The sequence below is a fragment of the Streptomyces katrae genome, assembly GCF_002028425.1.
Lineage (GTDB): Bacteria > Actinomycetota > Actinomycetes > Streptomycetales > Streptomycetaceae > Streptomyces > Streptomyces katrae_A.
This window is the reverse complement of record NZ_CP020042.1, coordinates 3856309-3875384: the sequence shown is the minus strand read 5'-3', so window position 1 is coordinate 3875384 and position 19076 is coordinate 3856309. Positions and strand designations below refer to the sequence as shown.

General features: G+C 73.8%; 19 protein-coding genes. 11 read left to right on the top strand and 8 right to left on the bottom strand.

Annotation, left to right across the window (positions count from 1 at the left end; all coding sequences use genetic code 11):
* The first annotated feature begins 36 nt into the window (after window positions 1-36).
* The 3 genes from B4U46_RS17590 (at window position 37) to B4U46_RS17580 (ending at window position 2816) form a co-directional block, all read left to right on the top strand.
* On the top strand, window positions 37-1485 hold the full coding sequence (locus B4U46_RS17590) for a DUF2252 domain-containing protein (protein WP_079428558.1): 1449 nt from the start codon (window positions 37-39) through the stop codon (window positions 1483-1485).
* Between the two features lie 93 nt (window positions 1486-1578).
* Window positions 1579-2409 carry a J domain-containing protein gene (locus tag B4U46_RS17585; protein ID WP_079428556.1) on the top strand — a complete coding sequence of 277 codons (831 nt, stop codon included), beginning with the start codon at window positions 1579-1581 and terminating at the stop codon, window positions 2407-2409.
* Between the two features lie 62 nt (window positions 2410-2471).
* On the top strand, window positions 2472-2816 hold the full coding sequence (locus tag B4U46_RS17580) for a rhodanese-like domain-containing protein (RefSeq protein WP_079428554.1): 345 nt from the start codon (window positions 2472-2474) through the stop codon (window positions 2814-2816).
* Window positions 2817-2870: 54 nt separating this feature from the next.
* On the opposite strand, the gene B4U46_RS17575 is transcribed toward B4U46_RS17580, so the two are convergent.
* The 6 genes from B4U46_RS17575 to paaA all read right to left on the bottom strand — a co-directional run bounded on the left by B4U46_RS17575 (window position 2871) and on the right by paaA (window position 7745).
* Window positions 2871-4013 carry an acyl-CoA dehydrogenase family protein gene (locus B4U46_RS17575; RefSeq protein ID WP_079428552.1) on the bottom strand — a complete coding sequence of 381 codons (1143 nt, stop codon included), beginning with the start codon at window positions 4011-4013 and terminating at the stop codon, window positions 2871-2873.
* Between the two features lie 111 nt (window positions 4014-4124).
* On the bottom strand, window positions 4125-5228 hold the full coding sequence (locus tag B4U46_RS17570) for a 2Fe-2S iron-sulfur cluster-binding protein (protein WP_079428550.1): 1104 nt from the start codon (window positions 5226-5228) through the stop codon (window positions 4125-4127).
* The gene (gene paaD, locus B4U46_RS17565) at window positions 5229-5735 is read right to left on the bottom strand and encodes a 1,2-phenylacetyl-CoA epoxidase subunit PaaD (protein WP_079428548.1); all 507 of its coding nucleotides are present in this window, start codon (window positions 5733-5735) and stop codon (window positions 5229-5231) included.
* A complete protein-coding gene (gene paaC, locus B4U46_RS17560; RefSeq protein WP_079428546.1) occupies window positions 5729-6463 on the bottom strand; it encodes a 1,2-phenylacetyl-CoA epoxidase subunit PaaC in 735 nt (244 codons plus the stop codon). Before paaC ends, paaD begins: the two co-directional genes overlap by 7 nt.
* Window positions 6460-6744 (bottom strand): 1,2-phenylacetyl-CoA epoxidase subunit PaaB, encoded by a 285-nt coding sequence (gene paaB, locus B4U46_RS17555; protein WP_079428543.1) that lies wholly within the window; start codon window positions 6742-6744, stop codon window positions 6460-6462. Before paaB ends, paaC begins: the two co-directional genes overlap by 4 nt.
* On the bottom strand, window positions 6741-7745 hold the full coding sequence (gene paaA / locus B4U46_RS17550; RefSeq protein ID WP_079428541.1) for a 1,2-phenylacetyl-CoA epoxidase subunit PaaA: 1005 nt from the start codon (window positions 7743-7745) through the stop codon (window positions 6741-6743). The genes paaB and paaA overlap by 4 nt, the downstream gene beginning before the upstream one ends.
* Window positions 7746-7893: 148 nt before the next feature.
* Between paaA and B4U46_RS17545 the strand changes: the two genes are divergently transcribed.
* From B4U46_RS17545 to B4U46_RS17535, 3 genes are read left to right on the top strand one after another with little or no spacing between them, the layout of a single operon-like run.
* Entirely contained in the window at window positions 7894-8562 is a 669-nt protein-coding gene (locus tag B4U46_RS17545; protein ID WP_079428539.1) for a DUF5819 family protein, read from the top strand.
* Window positions 8559-9839: an HTTM domain-containing protein gene (locus tag B4U46_RS17540; protein WP_079431829.1), complete on the top strand. Its 1281-nt coding sequence runs from the start codon at window positions 8559-8561 to the stop codon at window positions 9837-9839. Before B4U46_RS17545 ends, B4U46_RS17540 begins: the two co-directional genes overlap by 4 nt.
* Window positions 9840-9881: 42 nt before the next feature.
* A complete protein-coding gene (locus tag B4U46_RS17535; RefSeq protein WP_079428537.1) occupies window positions 9882-10619 on the top strand; it encodes a TrmH family RNA methyltransferase in 738 nt (245 codons plus the stop codon).
* Window positions 10620-10721: 102 nt separating this feature from the next.
* Here B4U46_RS17535 and paaN read toward each other — a convergent pair whose 3' ends face one another.
* Window positions 10722-12404, bottom strand: coding sequence for a phenylacetic acid degradation protein PaaN (gene paaN / locus B4U46_RS17530; RefSeq protein WP_079428535.1), 1683 nt, complete (start codon window positions 12402-12404; stop codon window positions 10722-10724).
* A gap of 168 nt (window positions 12405-12572) precedes the next feature.
* Here paaN and B4U46_RS17525 point away from each other — a divergent pair, with 168 nt between their 5' ends.
* Entirely contained in the window at window positions 12573-14135 is a 1563-nt protein-coding gene (locus B4U46_RS17525) for a 3-hydroxyacyl-CoA dehydrogenase (protein WP_079431828.1), read from the top strand.
* Window positions 14132-14719: a TetR/AcrR family transcriptional regulator gene (locus B4U46_RS17520; protein WP_079428533.1), complete on the top strand. Its 588-nt coding sequence runs from the start codon at window positions 14132-14134 to the stop codon at window positions 14717-14719. The genes B4U46_RS17525 and B4U46_RS17520 overlap by 4 nt, the downstream gene beginning before the upstream one ends.
* 84 nt (window positions 14720-14803) lie before the next feature.
* Here B4U46_RS17520 and B4U46_RS17515 read toward each other — a convergent pair whose 3' ends face one another.
* The gene (locus B4U46_RS17515) at window positions 14804-15409 is read right to left on the bottom strand and encodes an Lrp/AsnC family transcriptional regulator (RefSeq protein ID WP_079428531.1); all 606 of its coding nucleotides are present in this window, start codon (window positions 15407-15409) and stop codon (window positions 14804-14806) included.
* Between the two features lie 179 nt (window positions 15410-15588).
* Between B4U46_RS17515 and pdhA the strand changes: the two genes are divergently transcribed.
* From pdhA to B4U46_RS17500, 3 genes are read left to right on the top strand one after another with little or no spacing between them, the layout of a single operon-like run.
* Window positions 15589-16725 carry a pyruvate dehydrogenase (acetyl-transferring) E1 component subunit alpha gene (gene pdhA, locus B4U46_RS17510; RefSeq protein ID WP_079431827.1) on the top strand — a complete coding sequence of 379 codons (1137 nt, stop codon included), beginning with the start codon at window positions 15589-15591 and terminating at the stop codon, window positions 16723-16725.
* A complete protein-coding gene (locus B4U46_RS17505) occupies window positions 16722-17729 on the top strand; it encodes an alpha-ketoacid dehydrogenase subunit beta (protein WP_079428529.1) in 1008 nt (335 codons plus the stop codon). Before pdhA ends, B4U46_RS17505 begins: the two co-directional genes overlap by 4 nt.
* Window positions 17729-19060 carry a dihydrolipoamide acetyltransferase family protein gene (locus B4U46_RS17500; protein WP_079428527.1) on the top strand — a complete coding sequence of 444 codons (1332 nt, stop codon included), beginning with the start codon at window positions 17729-17731 and terminating at the stop codon, window positions 19058-19060. Before B4U46_RS17505 ends, B4U46_RS17500 begins: the two co-directional genes overlap by 1 nt.
* Window positions 19061-19076: the final 16 nt, after the last annotated feature.

Sequence of the window (19076 nt, the reverse complement as noted above, 5' to 3'; positions counted from 1 at the left end):
CGCCGGTGGGCGCGACGAGGTGCGGGGGCTGCGCAGATGGTGACGGCATCGGGACAGTACGCGGTGGACGCGGCGGCGGCCGCCGGCGCGGCACGGGCCGGCGGGCGGATCCCGCGCGTCCCGGGCTTCGCGCCGAGGGCCGTGACGGGCTCCCCCAAGGAGGCCGGCAGGGCGCTGCGGCTGCGCGTACCGCGCGCCGCCCACGCCTCCTTCGACATGCCCGCCGACCGCCCGGACGCCGTGCGCGCCGTGGAGGAGTCCAACGTCGGCCGGGTCGCCGAGCTGACCCCGATACGCGTCGGCCGGATGGCCGCCAATCCCTTCGCCTTCCTGCGCGGATCCGCCGGGCTGATGGCGCACGACCTGTCCGGCGGTCCGGTGACCGGGGTGGGAGCGCAGATCTGCGGCGACGCGCACGCGGCCAACTTCGGCCTCTACGGGGATGCGCGCGGCCGGCTTGTGATCGACCTGAACGACTTCGACGAGACCGTCTTCGGCCCGTGGGAGTGGGACGTGAAGCGCCTCGCAACCTCGCTGGTGCTGGCCGGGCGCGTGGCGGGAGCCGACGAGGACACCTGCCGGGCGGCGGCGCAGGACGCCGTGGGCGCCTACCGGCGCACCATGCGGCTGCTGGCCAAGCTGCCCGCGCTCGACGCGTGGAACGCCATCGCCGACGAGGAGCTCGTCTCCCACACCGACGCCCGCGACCTGCTGGGCACCCTGGAGCGGGTCTCGCAGAAGGCCCGCAACAACACCTCGGCCCGGTTCGCCGCCAAGTCCACCGAGGCCGGTGAGGACGGCGGCCGCCGTTTCGTGGACGCGCTGCCCGTGCTGCGCCGGGTCGGCGACTCGGAGGCGGCCGCCGTGGCCGCCTCGCTGGGCCCGTACCTGACCACCCTCTCGGGGGACCGGCTGCCGCTCCTGGCCCGCTACTCGATCCACGACGTGGCCTTCCGCGTCGTCGGCACCGGCAGCGTGGGCACCCGCTCGTACGTGGTGCTGCTGCTGGACCACCGGGGCGAGCCGCTGGTGCTCCAGGTCAAGGAGGCCCGCCCCTCCGTGCTGCTGCCGCACCTGCCCGCGCTGGGCTTCCACTCCCCGGCGGAGGAGCACGAGGGCCGCCGGGTGGTGGCCGGGCAGAAGCGGATGCAGGTGGTCTCCGACATCCTGCTGGGCTGGACCACCGTCGAGGGGCGCCCGTACCAGGTCCGCCAGTTCCGCAACCGCAAGGGCAGCGTGGACCCGGCGGCGCTGACCCCCGAGCAGATCGACGACTACGGCCGGATGACCGGCGCCCTGCTGGCCCGGGCGCACGCCCACAGCGCCGATCCGCGGCTGCTGGCCGGCTACTGCGGCAAGAACGAGGAGCTGGACGAGGCGGTGGCGGCCTTCGCCGTGGCCTACGCCGACCGCAGCGAGGCCGATCACGCGGACCTGGTGGCGGCGGTGCGCTCGGGCCGGATCGCGGCCGAGTTCGGGGTCTGAGGGGCCCGCGGGGGAGGGTCCCGCCGGGCACGGGACGGTTTCACGTGAAACATCCACGTGGGACCGTCCCCGGCCGGGCCGTAGGCTGGCCGGGTGAGCGAGCAGAGCGGACAGACCGCCCCCGAAGAGCCCGGCGTCGTTGGCGCCGAGCGGCCCGAGGCGCGCCTGGAGCGTGCCGTGCGGGCCGCCGAGCAGGCACTGATCGAGTTCGAGATCGCGGTGGAGACCTTCCGGGTGGAGGTCGAGAACTTCTCCCGGCTGCACCACCAGAAGCTCGGACCGATGTACGCGCGGCTCGACGAGCTGGACGCGCTGATCGCGGAGGCGAAGGCCGCCCGCAGCGGTGATGCCGAGGACCTGCGCCGGGCCCGGGAGGCCCGTTCGCTGGTCATGCCGATGCCCGGGGTGGACGAGCTGTTCCACGACTGGCTGGGCTCGGAGGGGATCTCCGACGATGCGGCCGCCATGCTCACCGAGCGGCCGGTGCGCCCGCCGGAGCGGGTGCGGCCCTCGGAGGAGGTCCGCCGGCTCTACCGGGAGCTGGTCCGCCGGGCCCACCCGGACCTCGCCCAGGACGAGGCCGAGCGGACGCGGCGCGACGCGTTCATCGCGCGGGTCAACGCCGCCTACGGGCGCGGTGAGGAGCAGCTGCTGCGCGAGCTGGCCGAGGAGTGGGACGCCGGTCCGGTGCCGCAGGCCGCGGCGCCGAGCGAGAGCGAGGAGCTCTACGCCCGGCTGGAGTGGCTGTCGCAGCGCAAGGAGCTGCTGTCGATGGTGGCCAAGGAGCTGGAGGACAGCGCGATCGGCGCGATGCTGCGGATGGCACCCGACGACCCGGACCGGCTGCTGGAGGAGATCGCCGAGCAGCTGCTGGCCGAGGTCTCCGAGCGCGAGGCCGAACTGGCGGCTCTGGCGACCCCGTGAGCCGGGGTGCCCGGGTCGGATAGGTTGGCAGGCCAGACCCGCGAAGAGAGAAGGCGACTGTCATGAACTTCGGACCGCTCCCCTCGGTGGAGGCCGCGGCGGTACCCGCCGAAGGCCTCGTTCTGGACGTCCGCGAGAGCGACGAATGGGCGGCCGGTCATGTCGAGGGCGCACTGCACGTCCCGATGAGCGACTTCGTCGCGCGCTTCGGTGAGGTGACGGAGGCGGTCGCGGACGGCCGCACCGCGTACGTGATGTGCCGGGTGGGCGGGCGCAGCGCCCAGGTCACCCAGTACCTGGTGGGCCAGGGCATCGACGCCGTCAACGTGACCGGCGGGATGCAGGCCTGGGAGGGCGCCGGGCGCCCGATGGTGACGGACAACGGGAACCCGGCCTTCGTCCTCTAGCGGTCCCGGCCGGTGGTCCCGGCCGGCGGTCCCGGCCGGCGGTCCCGGCCGGTCTCAGCCGAGGGGGTGGGCGGCCAGCAGGTCGCCCAGGGCCTCCTCGTGGGCGGCGGCCGGGCCGAGCTGGAGTTCCAGCTGCTTGGCCCAGGCGTGGTAGCGGTGCAGCGGGTAGTCCGTGTCGGCGCCGAAGCCGCCGTGCAGGTGCTGGGCGGTCTGCACGACCCGGCGCACGCCCTCGGAGGCCCAGATCTTGGCGACGGCCACGTCCCCGGAGGCGGGCAGCGGGCCGCCCGCCGTGCCGGTCGCGGCGTCGAGGCGCCAGGCCGCCTGCCAGAGGGTGACCTCCATGGCGCGCAGGTCGATGTAGCGGTCGGCGGCCTGGACCGCGACGGCCTGGAAGGTGGCCACGGGGAAGCCGAACTGCTCCCGCTTGCTGGTGTAGCCGCTGGTCATGGCCAGGACGGCCTCGCCGAGGCCGAGCGCGAGGGCGCAGGTGCCGGTGGCCAGGACCTGGCGCAGCCGCTCCCAGGCGCCGGGGGCGTCGATCACGTGGGTGGCGGGCACCCGGACCCGGTCCAGGGTGAGTTCGGCGAACTTCTCCCCGCTGGTGGAGTACTGGTCGGCGAGGGTGAGTCCTCCGGCGGTGCGCGGGAGCAGCGCGAGGACGGCCTCGCCGTCGCCGGCGTGCGCGGGTACGGCGATCCAGTCGCTGCTGTGCGCCCAGGGGACGGCCGTCTGTACCCCGTCCAGGGTCCAGGCCGTGCCCTCGCGGTGCGCGGCGACGGCGAGTTCGGCGGGGTCGTGGCCGGTGCGGCCCTGTGCGGCCACGGTGAGGACGAGCGTGCCGCGCCCGGCGCCGGGCAGCACGGCGGCGGTCAGCTCGGGGCTTCCGTGGGCCTGGACGGCCATGGCGGTGGCGCAGTGCTCCAGCAGCGGGACCCGGGCCAGTACCCGGGCCGCCTCGCGCAGCACCAGGCACAGCGCGATGGTGTCGAGGCCGGCCCCGCCGTGCTCCTCGGCGAGGACGAGGCTCAGCAGGTCGGAGCCGGCGAGGGTGGCCCACAGGGGCCGGTCGAACTCCTCCGCGACGGCTCCCGGCGTGAGCGCGGGGCTGGGCACGCCGTCGGGGGCGACGTCGGCGAACACGGCCTTCGCCGCCTCGACGGCCGCCTGCTGTTCCTCGGTGAAGGTGAAGTCCACTGCCTGTCCTCCCGCGTGCACCGGCTCTGATCCAGCTGCTGGATCTGACGGGCCGTCAAGATAGAGCAGGCGGCGGGAAAAACCCAGCCCGCGGGGGACTCCCGGCGGGGCTCAGCGGTCGAAGTCGATCTCCACTTCCTCCGTCACGGGGTGGGACTGGCAGGCCAGCACGAATCCGGCCTCCGTCTCCTCCTCCTCCAGCGCGAAGTTGCGGTCCATCCGCACCTCGCCCGAGACCACGAACGCCCGGCAGGTGCCGCAGACCCCGCCCTTGCAGGCGTATGGGGCGTCCGCGCGGCCCCGCAGCACGGCGTCCAGCAGGGACTCCCCGTCCTGCACGGCCCAGGTGCCCGAGCGGCCGTCGAGGCGGGCCGTGACCCGGCCGTGGGCCGCGACCGGAGCCGAGGACCGCACGGGGTCCTGCGGGGCGGTGTCCTCGACATGGAAGATCTCCTCGTGCACCCGGGTGTGGGCGACGCCGAGGGCGGCCAGGGCCCGCTCCGCACCGGTCACCAGCCCGTACGGGCCGCACAGGAACCAGCCCGTGACCTCCCCGACCGGCAGCAGTGCGGGCAGCAGGGCCGTCAGACGGGCCTCGTCGAGCCGCCCGGACGGCAGGCCGGCCTCCTGCTCCTCGCGGGAGAGGACGGTCACCAGCTGGAAACGGTCGGGATGACGGTCCTTGAGGTCGGCGACCTCCTCCAGGAACATCGTGGAGGCCGCCGTACGGTCGCTGCGCACCAGGCAGAACCGGGCGTCGGGGCGGGCCGCCAGCAGCGTGGCCGCGATCGACAGCACCGGGGTGATGCCGCTGCCGCCGACGATCGCCGCGTAGTGCGGCGACGCCGGGGCCGCCGCGGGGTCCAGCACGAACCGGCCGGCCGGGACCATCACGTCCAGCACGTCCCCGGCGGCGATCTCCTTGTGGGCGAAGGTGGAGAACTCGCCGCCCTCCACCAGCCGCACCCCGACCCGGAGCTCGGCCGGGCCCGGGCCGTCGGCGGCCGGGGCGGGGGAGCAGATGGAGTAGGTCCGGCGGACCTCCGCGCCCTCGGCGGGCCTGCGGCGGAGCGTGAGGTGCTGGCCGGGGGCGTGCCGGTACTCGGCGCGCAGCGCTTCGGGCACCGACAGGGTCAGCGCCACCGAGTCGTCGGTGAGCCGGTCGACCGCCGCCACCGTCAGGGGGTGGAACGCGCCGTGGCGGGGTGCGGCCATCTACAGCTCCTTGAAGTGGTCGAACGGTTCGCGGCAGGCGACGCACCGGCGCAGCGCCTTGCAGGCGGTGGAGGAGAAACGGCTGAGCAGCTCGGTGTCGGTCGAGCCGCAGTTCGGGCAGCGCACCGACAGGGTGAGCGGGACCGGTCCGCCCGCGGCGTGCGGGCGGGGCGGGGCGATGCCGAACTCGGCGAGCTTGCGGCGGCCTTCGGCGCTGATGTCGTCGGTGGACCAGGCGGGGGACAGCACCGTGGTGACCCGCACGTCGGGTATGCCGTGGCCGGTCAGGAGCCGCTCGATGTCGGCGGACATGGCCTCGATGGCGGGACAGCCCGTGTACGTGGGGGTCAGGAGCACCTCGGCGTGTCCGTCGTCATGCATCCGCACGCCGCGCAGGACGCCCAGCTCGGCGAGGGTCAGCACGGGCAGCTCCGGGTCGGGGACGGTGCCGGCCAGCTCGGCCAGCTCCGCCTCCAGACGGGTGGTCCCGGCCGCGGCGGTCACCACGACGCCCCGGGGTGGCTGCGGTGCAGGTGCTGCATCTCCGCCAGGAGCCGCCCGAACGGCTCGGTGTGCAGGCCCTCGCGGCCGGCTCCGGCGGCCCAGGCGCCCGTCCGCGGGCCCTCGGGCAGGTCCAGGCCGGCCTGCTCCAGTACGCCGCCCAGCGCGGCCAGCCAGCGGGCCTCCAGGGCGGCCGGGTCCACGTCCAGGCCGTCGACCGGCCGGAACATCTCCCCGGTGTACTTCCACAGCCCGTCCAGGGCCGCGCGCATCCGCCGGCGGCTCTCCTCGGTGCCGTCACCGAGCCGCAGCGTCCACTGCTCGGCGTGGTCGCGGTGGTAGGCCGTCTCCTTGACCGCCTTGGCGGCCAGCGGGGCGAACGGGCCGTCGCCGGCGGCCAGTTCCGCGTACAGCTCGTGCTGGTAGAGGGAGAAGTACAGCTGGCGGGCGATGGTGTGGGCGAAGTCCCCGTTGGGCTGCTCGACCAACTGGACGTTGCGGAAGGCGCGCTCCTCGCGCAGGAAGGCCAGCTCGTCCTCGTCGCCCGCCATGGACAGCAGGACACGGGCCTGGCCGAGCAGGTCGAGCGCGATGTTCGCGAGGGCGACCTCCTCCTCCAGGACCGGGGCGTGGCCCGCCCATTCGCCGAGGCGGTGGGAGAGGATCAGCGCGTCGTCCGCGAGGGCGAGGACGGCGGCCGTGGCAGCGGGCGGGACGGCGGTGTCGGCGCTCACAGGTGGCGCACCCCCTCGGGGATCTCGTAGAAGGTGGGGTGCCGGTAGGGCTTGTCGGCGGACGGGGCGAAGAACGGGTCCCGCTCGTCCGGCGAGGAGGCCGTGATCTGCGCCGAGGGGACGACCCAGATGGAGACGCCCTCGTTCCGCCGCGTGTAGAGGTCGCGTGCGTTGCGCAGGGCCATTTCCGCGTCGGGGGCGTGCAGGCTGCCCGCGTGCGTGTGCGAGAGGCCGCGGCGCGAGCGCACGAACACCTCCCACAGGGGCCAGTTCTGCGTCATGCCTGTACCTCTCGTCCGGTGCCGTTGTGCTTCTGCGCGTACGCCGTGGCCGCTTCGCGGACCCAGGCGCCTTCTTCGTGGGCCCTGCGGCGCTGGCTGATGCGCTGTTCGTTGCAGGGGCCGTTGCCCTTGAGCACGTCCCAGAACTCCGCCCAGTCGATGGCGCCGAAGTCGTAGTGCCCGCGCTCCTCGTTCCACTTGATGTCCGGGTCGGGCAGGGTCAGGCCCAGGGACTCGGCCTGCGGGACGGCGATGTCGACGAAGCGCTGGCGCAGCTCGTCGTTGGAGTGCCGCTTGATGCGCCAGGCCATCGCCTGCGCGCTGTGGACCGACTCGTCGTCCGGCGGGCCGAACATCATCAGGGAGGGCCACCACCAGCGGTTCACCGCGTCCTGGGCCATGGCGTGCTGGGCCTCGGTGCCCCGGGAGAGGGCGAGGAGCAGCTCGTACCCCTGGCGCTGGTGGAAGGACTCCTCCTTGCAGATCCGGACCATCGCGCGGGCGTAGGGGCCGTAGGAGCAGCGGCAGATCGGCACCTGGTTGGTGATCGCCGCACCGTCCACGAGCCAGCCGATGGCGCCGACGTCCGCCCAGGTCAGGGTCGGGTAGTTGAAGATCGAGGAGTACTTCTGCTTGCCGGAGTGGAGCTTGTCGAGCAGCTCGTCGCGGCTGGTGCCGAGGGTTTCGGCGGCGCTGTAGAGGTACAGCCCGTGCCCCGCCTCGTCCTGCACCTTGGCCATCAGGATCGCCTTGCGGCGCAGGGAGGGCGCGCGCGTGATCCAGTTGGCCTCGGGCTGCATGCCGATGATCTCGGAGTGGGCGTGCTGCGCCATCTGGCGGACCAGGGAGGCGCGGTACTCCTCGGGCATCCAGTCGCGCGGCTCCACGCGCTCCTCCGCCGCGACGGCGGCGTCGAAGTCCGCCCTCAGCTGCGCGCCCAGGCCGGCGGACCCTCCGTCCACCCCGCCCGACGTCCCCGTCTCCGGAGTCACTGCGACCATCACGGCTCCCTGTCCGAATCTGCGTCCGAGTCCGCCCGTCCGCCCGACCGACCGATCGTTCGGTTCATCCTCTTCAATGGTGAGACGGCGGCCCGTAGGGTGTCAACCTCTGTGGGCAACCCTGTGGACGCCGGATGATCGGGGCGGGATGGACGCGAACGAGCGCGAGCGCGAGGACGAGCCCGGTTCCCCGCCTCCCCGGGCGCCCGGGATCGCCGGCCTGTCCCTCCCGTACCGGATCCTCGCCGCGCTGGTCCTGGCGGCCCTGGCCGTCGCCGCCTGCCTGCACCTGGGACTGGTGTTCCTGCACGTCGCACCGTCCAACACGCTCAGCAAACGGCACGCCGGCCTGGTCGACGGCTGGGTGTACCCGGAGTTCGAACAGAACTGGAAGCTGTTCGCCCCCAACCCCCTCCAGCAGAACATCGCCGTGGAGGCCCGCGCGCAGCTCCGCGACGGGAACGGCGCCCTGGTCACCACCGGCTGGCGCGACCTGTCCGCCGAGGACACGGCCGCGATCCGGCACAGCCCGCTGCCGAGCCACACCCGGCAGAACGAGCTCCGCCGGGCCTGGGACTTCTTCACCGGCTCCCACGACGACGAGAACAAGGCGACCGACGCCGAGCGCGGCGAGCTGTCCGAGGCGTACCTGAAGCGCATCGCCGGCGCCCGGCTGGGGGCCGGGCTGGCCGACGGCGAGCGGCTCGTACGGGTCCAGCTGCGCTCGGCGACGCGGGCCGTGGCGGCGCCGGCCTGGAGCGCGGAGAAGACCGACACCCAGACGTACTACCGGGAGCTGCCGTGGTGGACCGTCTGAGGCGGGCAGTCGCGAAGCCGGTCGCGGAGGCGGTCGCGAAGGTCAGCGGGAAGGCGCTCGGTCCGCACCAGAGCGCCGTCGTGCGGATCGGCTTCGCCGGGACCTGGCTGTTCTTCCTGCTGCGGGAGTTCCCGCACCGGCACGAGCTGTACGGGCCCGACGGGCCGTGGAGCTGGCAGCTGGCGGAGCGGCTGGTCGCCGGGAACCACGCCTTCACGGTGCTGCTGTGGTCGGCGTCGGGGTGGTGGTTCGAGCTCGTCTACGGCCTCGCCGTGGCCGCGAGCGCGCTGCTGGCGCTGGGCTGGCGGACGCGGGCCATGTCGGTGCTGTTCATGGTCGGGGTGCTGTCGCTGCAGAACCACAGCGTGTTCATGGGAGACGGCGGGGACAACGTCGTCCACCTGATGGCGGTGTACCTGGTGCTGACCCGCTGCGCGCGGGTCTGGTCGCTGGACGCGCGGCGGGCCCGGCTGCGGGGCAGCGCCGCGGCGGGGGCGGCCGGGCCGGTGCTCTGGGGGGTGCTGGGCGCGGTCCTGGCCTACGGGGCGGTGAGCGGGCGGCTGAGCGGCGGGTGGACGGCCGTGTTCGCTGCGCTGTGGGTGGGGTCGGCGCTGTGGTGGCTGGTCGAGCGGTACGAGCCGGAGGGGGAGCGGCGGGCCGCGCTGGACGTGCTCGCGAACCTGCTGCACAACGCCGGGATGCTGGTGATCATGGCGGAGGTGTGCCTGATCTACGCGACGGCGGGCTGGTACAAGATCCAGGGCTCGCGGTGGCAGGACGGGACCGCGCTGTACTACCCGTTGCGGCTGGACTACTTCAGCCCCTGGCCGGGGCTGTCGGGGGTGCTGGCGGGGAGCGGGGTCGTGGTGATGCTGCTGACCTACGGGACGGTGGCGGTGCAGGTCGCGTTTCCGTTCACGCTGTTCAACCGGCGGGTCAAGAACGTGCTGCTGGCGGGGATGATGCTGGAGCACGCCGGGATCGCGGTACTGCTGGGGCTGCCGTTCTTCTCGCTGGCGATGATCGCCGCCGACGCGGTGTTCCTGCCGACCGGGTTGCTGGTGTGGGTGGGGGCGCGGGTGGCTGCGCTGCGGGTGGCGCTGCCGCTGCGCGGAGCCTCTCCCCGCCCCGCCCTTTCTCCGTTTCTCCCCCAGCTACCGCTGGGGGCACCCCCAGGGGCAAGCCCCGGACCCCTCCTGGGGGCTCCGCTCCCAGACCCTCCCCCAGCTACCGCTGGGGGTGCCCCCAGCGCCTCAAACGCCGGCGAGGCTGGGTAGGGCCGGGGGGGCTGGGTAGCGGCCGGCCTTAGGGTCGGGGGCATGAGTGTGGTGCGGGAGTGGGCCGAGAACGCCGGGCGGGACGACGTCGTGTTGCTGGACGGGTTCCATGCCCTCAAGCACGCGCTGCGGTTCGGGGCCGAGGTGGTGGCCGTCGTGGCCGAGGAGCCCGAGGAGGTGCGGGCCCTGGCCGCCGAGCTCGCGCCCGACGTGGAGGACGCGGTGGCACGGCTCGTGCGGCAGGGGGCGCTCAAGGGGCTGCTGCCCCGTGTGCACCCCACCGGGGTCGCGGCCCTCGCCGTACGGCCCGACCGGCAGGCCGGGCGGGCCGCCCTCGCGCGGACGCCCCGCCCCTCGCCCGTCGTGCTGCTCGACAACCCCCGCAACCTCGGCAACGTGGGCGCCGTCGTCCGCCTCGCCGCCGGCTTCGGGGCCACCGGCGTGGTGACCCGCGGCGACCTCGACCCCTGGCACCCCAACGTGGTCCGCGCCGGGGCCGGGCTGCACTACGCGACCACCGTGGACCGGCTGGAGCTGGAAGAGCTCCCGCCCGGGCCCGTGTACGCGCTCGACCCGGAGGGGAAGGACATCCGCGGCCTGGTCCTGCCCGACGACGCCCTGCTGGCCTTCGGCTCCGAGCGGCACGGGATCTCCCCCGAGCTGCGGGCCCGCGCCGACCACCTGGTCTCACTGCCGATGCGGCCCCAGGTCTCCAGCTACAACCTCGCCACCAGCGTCGCCATGACCCTCTTCCACTGGGGCGGGCCCCGGGCGCAGTGACAGCAGGGCGCCCAGAGCGGCCCAGGTGGACCGCTCCTGCCGCACCTTCAGGGGCGAGTAGGAGGACGTCCACCCGGGCCGGGGCGCCCGGGGCTGCGCGGATCAGGCCTGGCGGCGGACCTCCACCACGCGGAAGCGGTTCGAGACGAACGCCCCGTCGCACAGCGCGGCGTTCGCCGCCGGGTTGCCGCCCGAGCCGTGGAAGTCGGAGAAGGCCGCGGTCTGGTTGACGTAGACCCCGCCGGTCAGGTTCAGCGACAGCTGCGCCGACTCCTCCAGGCAGACCTCCTCGATCGCCCGCTCGGTGTCCGCGGAGGTGGTGTACGCGCCCACCGTCATCGCGCCCTTCTCCCGCACCGTGCGGCGCAGCAGCTCGAGGGCGTCGGCCGTGGAGTCCACGGCGACCGCGAAGGAGACCGGGCCGAAGCACTCCGACAGGTACGCCGCCTCCGGGTCCGGCTTGCCGGCGTCCAGCTTCACGATCACCGGGGTGCGCACGACCGCGTCCGGGAACTCGGGGTTGGCCACCTCGCGGGAGGCCAGCGCGACCTCGCCCAGACCGGCCGCCGCCTCCAGGCGGGCCTTGACGTCCGGGTTGACCAGGGCGCCCAGCAGCGCGTTCGCCCGGGCGTCGTCGCCCAGCAGGCCGCCGACCGAGGCGGCGAGGTCGGCGACGACCTCGTCGTACGACTTGTGGCCGGCGTCCGTCTCGATGCCCTCGCGGGGGATCAGCAGGTTCTGCGGGGTGGTGCACATCTGGCCGCTGTAGAGGGAGAGCGAGAAGGCCAGGTTGGACAGCATGCCCTTGTAGTCGGAGGTCGAGTCGACCACGACCGTGTTGACGCCCGCCTTCTCCGTGTAGACCTGCGCCTGGCGGGCGTTGGCCTCCAGCCAGTCGCCGAACTCCGTCGAGCCGGTGTAGTCGATCAGCTTGATCTCGGGCCGGACCGCGAGGGTCTTGGCGATGCCCTCGCCCGGCCGCTCGACGGCCAGCGCCACCAGGTTCGGGTCGAAGCCGGCCTCGGCCAGCACCTCGCGGGCCACCTTGACGGTCAGGGCCAGCGGGAGGACGGCGCGCGGGTGCGGCTTGACCAGGACGGCGTTGCCCGTGGCGAGGGAGGCGAACAGGCCGGGGTAGCCGTTCCAGGTAGGGAAGGTGTTGCAGCCGATCACCAGGGCGATGCCGCGGGGCACCGCCGTGAAGGTCTTGCCGAGCTCCAGCGGGTCCCGCTTGCCCTGCGGCTTGGACCAGTCCGCCTGGCCGGGGACCCGGGTCTGCTCCTCGTACGCGTAGGTGACGGCCTCCAGGCCGCGGTCCTGCGCGTGGGGGCCGCCCGCCTGGAAGGCCATCATGAAGGCCTGGCCGCTGGTGTGCATCACCGCGTGCGCGAACTCGTGGGTGCGGGCCGAGATGCGGGCCAGGATCTCGATGGAGACCAGGGCGCGGGTCTCGGGGCCGGCGTCCCGCCAGGCGGGGATGCCGGCCTTCATCGCGGGCAGCAGCACGTCCACGTCGGCGTGCGGGTATTCCACGCCGAGCTCCGGGCCGTACGGGGAGACCTCGCCGCCGGTCCAGCCGTCGGTGCCGGGCTGGCCGAGGTCGAAGCGGGTGCCGCGGACGGCCTCGAAGGCGGCGAGCCCGTCGGCCGGGGCGGTCTCCCCGTAGGCCTTGGGGTGCTCGGGGTGCGGGGACCAGTAGGCGCGGCTGCGGATGGCAGCCAGCGCCTGGTCCAGGGTGGGCCGGTGCTTCTCGGTGAGCTGGGAGAGGGTGAGCTCGGCGGCCATCAGGGACCAACTCCTCGTTGAGCCGGGCAGGATCAGGCTGGTTCTCAGCGTGAGATCAGGCAGGGGCGGGTGAAGAAGAGCAGACTGGAGTTAGAGTAACCGAACGATCGGTCGGGACAAGAGGGCCCGGCAGGACCTGTGGACAACCCGGTGCGGGAGGATCAGGACATGACAGCAATCGAGCGGTCCCGCACTGTGGCGGTCGTCGGCGCCGGCACCATGGGCCAGGGCATCGCCCAGGTGGCCCTCCTCGCGGGTCACCACGTGCTGATCCACGACATCGACGGCGCCCTCGCCGCCACCGGCGCCTCCCTCGTCCGCGACCGGGTCGAGCGGATGGCCGCCAAGGGCCGCCTCGACCGGGCCGAGGCCGAGGACGCCGCGGGCCGGATCCGGGCTGCCGACGGCCTGGCCGGTCTCGCCGACGCCGCCCTCGTCATCGAAGCCGTCGTCGAGGACGTCACCGTCAAGCGGGCCCTCTTCGCGGCCCTCGAAGAGGTGGTTTCGCCGGACGCCCTGCTGGCCACCAACACCTCTTCCCTCTCCGTCACCGAGCTCGCCGCCGGCCTCGCGCACCCCGGCCGCTTCCTCGGCCTGCACTTCTTCAACCCGGCCCCGCTCCTCCCCCTCGTGGAGGTGGTGAGCGGCTCCGCCACCGACCCGGCGGCCGCCGAGCGCGCGTACCGCACCGTGCTGGGCTGGGGGAAGACCCCGGTCCGCTGCGCCGACACCCCCGGCTTCATCGTCAACCGGATCGCCCGGCCCTTCTACGCCGAGGCCTTCGCCGTGTACGAGGAGCAGGGCGCCGACCCCGCGACCATCGACGCCGTCCTGCGCGAGAGCGGCGGATTCAGGATGGGCCCGTTCGCGCTGACCGACCTGATCGGCCAGGACGTCAACGAGGCCGTCACCCGCTCGGTCTGGGAGTCCTTCTTCCGCAGCCCCAAGTTCACCCCCTCGCTCGCCCAGCGCCGGCTCGTCCAGTCGGGCCGCCTCGGCCGCAAGTCCGGGCACGGCTGGTACCCGTACGGCGAGGGCGCGCAGCCGCCCGCCCCCAGCACCGCCGGGCCGCAGGAGGCGCCGGAGAAGGTGACCGTCGTCGGTGACCTCGGCCCGGCCGCCGCGCTGGCGGAGCTGATCGAGGAGGCCGGGATCGCGGTGACCTCCACCGCGCACGGAGGCCCGTACATCCAGCTGCCCGGCGAGGGCCAGCTGGTGCTCGCCGACGGCAAGACGGCCGTCGAGTTCACCGACGTCGTCTACTTCGACCTCGCGCTGGACTACCGCGAGGCCACCCGGATCGCCCTCTCGGTCAGCGAGGACACCAGCGAGCGCACCCTCGCCGAGGCCGTCGGCCTCTTCCAGAGGCTCGGCAAGGAGGTCTCCGTCATCGGCGACGTCCCCGGCATGATCGTCGCCCGCACCGTGGCCATGCTGATCGACCTCACCGCCGACGCCGTGGCGCGCGGGGTGGCCTCCGCCGAGGACATCGACACCGCGATGCGGCTCGGCGTCAACTACCCGCTGGGCCCCTCCGAATGGCACGCGCGGCTCGGCCGGGACTGGGCCTACGACCTCCTGCACCACCTGGACGAGCGCTGTCCCGGCGGCCGCTACGCGCCCTCCCTGGCCCTCTTCAAACTGGGCTACGCCGACGACGGCGGGACGGACGGGGACGAAGGGGACGACGGGGACTACGAGGGCGACGCGGCGGAGGAGGGCACCGGATGACCACGGCCAGGCGGGACACCTACACCCCCGAGACGCTCCTGTCGGTGGCGGTGCGCGTCTTCAACGAGCGCGGCTACGACGGCACGTCGATGGAGCACCTCTCCAAGGCCGCCGGCATCTCCAAGTCCTCGATCTACCACCACGTGGCGGGCAAGGAGGAGCTGCTGCACCGTGCCGTCAGCCGGGCGCTGGACGAGCTCTTCGCGGTGCTGGAGGAGCCCGGCGCCCTGCGCGGCCGGGCGGTCGCGCGCGTCGAGTACGTCACCCGCCGCACGGTCGAGGTCCTGGTCGCGGAACTCCCCTACGTCACCCTGCTGCTGCGGGTGCGCGGCAACACCCGCACCGAGCGCTGGGCGCTGGAGCGCCGCCGCGAGTTCGACCACCAGGTGGCGGAGCTGCTCAAGGCCGCCGCGGCGGACGGGGACCTGCGGGCGGACGTGGACATCCGGCTGGCCACCCGGCTGCTCTTCGGCATGGTCAACTCGCTGGTCGAGTGGTACCGCCCGCACCCGGGCACCACTCCCGACCAGCTCGCGGACGCGGTGGTCAGCATGGCCCTGGACGGCCTGCGCACGAAGGCCTAGCGGGCAGGCCTGGCGGGGCGGGACGCGGGCGGTACGGGCGCGCGGTACGGGGGCAGGGGGCGGGTCCCGCCCCCCTGCCGTCTCTCAGTCCTCCGCGAGCGCCGGGCCGCCGCCCGGGCCCGGATCCAGCAGGTCCGTTTCCTCGAACACCAGCAGCGTCCGGGTGGAGAGCACCTCCGGGATGGACTGCAGGCGGGTCAGCACCAGCTCCCGCAGGGTCCGGTTGTCAGCCGTGTGGACCAGCAGCAGGACGTCGAAGTCCCCGCTGACGAGCGCGATGTGGGCGGCCCCCGGCAGCTCGCGCAGCTTCTCCCGCACGGTCCGCCAGGAATTCTGGACGATCTTCAGGGTGATATAGGCGGATGCGCCCTGACCTGCGCGTTCGTGGTTCACCCGGGCGGTGAACCCGCGAATCACCCCGTCGTCGATCAGCCGGTTGATCCGGGCGTACGCGTTCGCGCGCGAGACGTGCACCTGCTCGGCCACCGACCGTATCGAGGCGCGGCCGTCCGCCTGGAGCAGCCGCATGATCGACCGGTCGATCGGGTCGAGGGGACGGGGCGCGGCGGCCGGCGGCGGCGGCACGGGCGTGGTGGGGACCGGCGCGGCCGGCGGTGCAGGTGGGGCGGCCGGGGCACCCCCCGGTGAAGCCGGTACGGAGCCCGCTCCGGCCATTTGTTCATCCGGCATTGCCCACTGCCTCCCTCTCCTGGACGTCCTGCACCCATCCCAGGGCCCCGTCGCCAGTTTGTCCACAGCCTGACGCCGCCTGTAGCCAAATTGCGCCGACGACCGAACAATCGGTAGGTGAGGCACCCCACAACCGGGGAGTCCTTCCGCCCGCTTCCCACGAGGAGGTGTACGCCGCCATGACGGTCCAAGAGCTGCCCGGTGCCGGTGCGTCCCACCGTGTCACCCCGCCGCCCGCCTGGAGGCCCCGTACGGAGGCCGCTCCGCTGCTTCCGGACCCGGAGCCCTACCGGGTCCTGGGCACCGCGGCCGCCGAGCACCTCGACCCCGCGCTGATGCGCCGCTACTACGCCGAGCTGGTGCGGGGCCGCCGCTACAACGCGCAGGCCACCGCGCTGACCCGGCAGGGCCGTCTCGCCGTGTACCCCTCCACCGTCGGCCAGGAGGCCGCCGAGATCGCGGCCGCCCTGGTCCTGGAGGAGCAGGACTGGCTCTTCCCCAGCTACCGCGACACCCTCGCGGCCGTGGCGCGCGGACTGGACCCCGTGCAGGCGCTCACCCTGCTGCGCGGCGACTGGCACACCGGCTACGACCCGCGCGAGCACCGGATAGCCCCCCTCTGCACCCCCCTCGCCACCCAGCTCCCGCACGCGGTGGGCGTGGCGCACGCCGCGCGGCTGCGCGGGGACGAGGTGGTCGCGCTCGCCATGGTCGGCGACGGCGGCACCAGCGAGGGCGACTTCCACGAGGCGCTGAACTTCGCGGCCGTCTGGCAGGCCCCGGTGGTCTTCCTGGTCCAGAACAACGGCTTCGCCATCTCCGTCCCCCTGGCCAAGCAGACGGCCGCCCCGACCCTGGCCCACAAGGCCGTGGGCTACGGCATGCCGGGCCGGCTGGTCGACGGCAACGACGTCGCCGCGCTGCACGAGGTGCTGACCGAGGCCGTGCAGCGGGCGCGCGCGGGCGGCGGCCCGACCCTGATCGAGGCCGTCACCTACCGGATGGAGGCCCACACGAACGCCGACGACGCGACCCGCTACCGGACCGACTCCGAGGTCGAGGCCTGGAAGGCGCACGACCCGGTCGAGCTGCTGGAGCGCGAGCTGACCGGACGCGGCTGGCTGGACGAGACGGCGGTCCGGGAGGCGCGCGACGCGGCCGAGGCGATGGCCGCGGACCTGCGCGAGCGGATGAACGCCGAGCCCGTACTGAACCCGATGGACCTCTTCGCGCACGTCTACGCCGAGCAGACCGGCCGGCTGCGCGAGCAGGCGGCCATGCTGCGCGCGGAACTGGAAGCTGAGGACGACGCATGACCACGGTGGCTCAGCAGGCGGTCAAGCCCGCGACGATGGCGCAGGCACTGACCCGGGCCATGCGCGACGCGATGGCCGAGGACCCCACCGTCCACGTGATGGGCGAGGACGTCGGCACGCTCGGCGGGGTCTTCCGGATCACCGACGGACTCGCGAAGGAGTTCGGCGAGGACCGGGTCACGGACACCCCGCTGGCCGAGGCGGGGATCCTCGGCACGGCGGTCGGCATGGCCATGTACGGGCTGCGGCCCGTCGTGGAGATGCAGTTCGACGCGTTCGCCTACCCGGCGTTCGAGCAGCTCATCTCGCACGTGGCGAAGATGCGCAACCGCACCCGGGGCGCGATGCCGCTGCCGATCACCATCCGCGTGCCGTACGGCGGCGGCATCGGCGGCGTCGAGCACCACTGCGACTCTTCCGAGGCGTACTACACGGCCACCCCCGGCCTGACGGTGGTGACCCCGGCGACCGTGGAGGACGCGTACGGGCTGCTGCGCGCGTCGATTGCCAGCGACGACCCGGTGGTCTTCCTGGAGCCGAAGCGGCTCTACTGGTCGAAGGCGCAGTGGTCGCCGGACGCGCCGGTGGCGGTCCCCGGGATCGGCGAGGCGCTGGTCCGGCGGACGGGCACCAGCGCCACCCTGATCACGTACGGGCCCTCGCTGCCGGTCTGCCTGGAGGCGGCCGAGGCGGCGCGCGAGGAGGGCTGGGACCTTGAGGTCGTCGACCTGCGCTCGCTCGTCCCCTTCGACGAGGAGACGGTCGTCGCCTCCGTACGCCGTACCGGGCGCGCGGTGGTGGTCCACGAGGCCGGCGGCTTCGGCGGGCCGGGCGCGGAGATCGCCGCCCGGGTGACGGAGCGCTGCTTCCACCACCTGGAGGCGCCGGTGCTGCGGGTGACGGGCTTCGACATCCCGTACCCGCCGCCGATGCTGGAGAAGTACCACCTGCCCGGTGTGGAGCGGATCCTGGACGCCGTGGCCCGCCTCCAGTGGGAGAACTGATGCCGCAGGTGATGGAGTTCAAGCTGCCCGACCTCGGTGAGGGGCTGACCGAGGCCGAGATCGTGCGGTGGCTGGTGGCGGTGGGCGACGTCGTGGCCGTCGACCAGCCGGTCGTCGAGGTCGAGACGGCCAAGGCGATGGTGGAGGTGCCCTGCCCGTACGGCGGTGTGGTCACCGCCCGGTTCGGCGAGGAGGGCGAGGAGCTTCCGGTCGGCGCCCCGCTGATCACCGTGGTGGTGGGTGCGCAGTCGGATACCGCCGGGGCGGCGCAGGCCGCGGCGGCTGATGCCGAAGGCCCTGCCGCTGCGCCCCGGCCGCTGATCGGTTACGGCTCGGACCACGCGCGCCCGGCGCGTCGGCGGCGGGTGCGACCCGTTGCCGCCGCGGTGTCGGCGCCGCCGGTGGCCGCGGCTCCCGCTGTGGCCGTCCCGGCGGCTCCGGCGGCTCAGGCCGGGCCGGTGCCCGTCATCTCGCCGCTGGTGCGCAAGCTGGCCCGGGACAACGGGGTCGATCTGCGGTCGCTGCGCGGTTCGGGCCCCGAGGGGCTGATCCTGCGCGCGGACGTGGAGGCCGCCATGCGTCCGGTCGCGGAACCGGTGGCCGCGCCCGCCGCCGCCGCTGCCGCCTCCGTCTCCGCCCCGCAGGCCGAGCGGATCCCCCTCAAGGGGCTGCGCGGCGCCGTGGCGGAGAAGCTGTCGCGCAGCCGGCGCGAGATCCCCGAGGCCACCTGCTGGGTCGACGCGGACGCCACCGAGCTGATGGCGGCGCGGGCCGCGATGAACGCGGTGGACGGCCCGAAGATCTCGGTACTGGCCCTGCTGGCCCGGATCTGCACGGCCGCGCTGGCGCGATACCCGGAGCTCAACTCCACGGTGGACCTCGCGGCGAACGAGATCGTCCGGCTCCCGGCCGTGCACCTGGGCTTTGCCGCGCAGACCGAGCGCGGGCTGATGGTCCCGGTCGTCCGCGACGCCCAGACGCGCAGCCCGGAGTCCCTGTCGGCGGAGTTCGCCCGGCTGACGGAGCTGGCGCGGGCCGGGAAGCTGGCCCCGTCGGACCTCACCGGGGGCACGTTCACGCTGAACAACTACGGGGTGTTCGGGGTGGACGGCTCCACGCCGATCATCAACCACCCGGAGGCGGCCATGCTGGGGGTGGGGCGGATCATCCCGAAGCCGTGGGTGTACCAGGGTGAGCTGGCCGTCCGTCAGGTCGTGCAGCTTTCGCTGACGTTCGACCACCGGGTGTGCGACGGGGGCACCGCAGGGGGGTTCCTCCGGTACGTCGCGGACTGCGTGGAGAACCCGGCGGTGCTGCTGAGGAGCCTGTAGGGGAACGGCGGGCGCC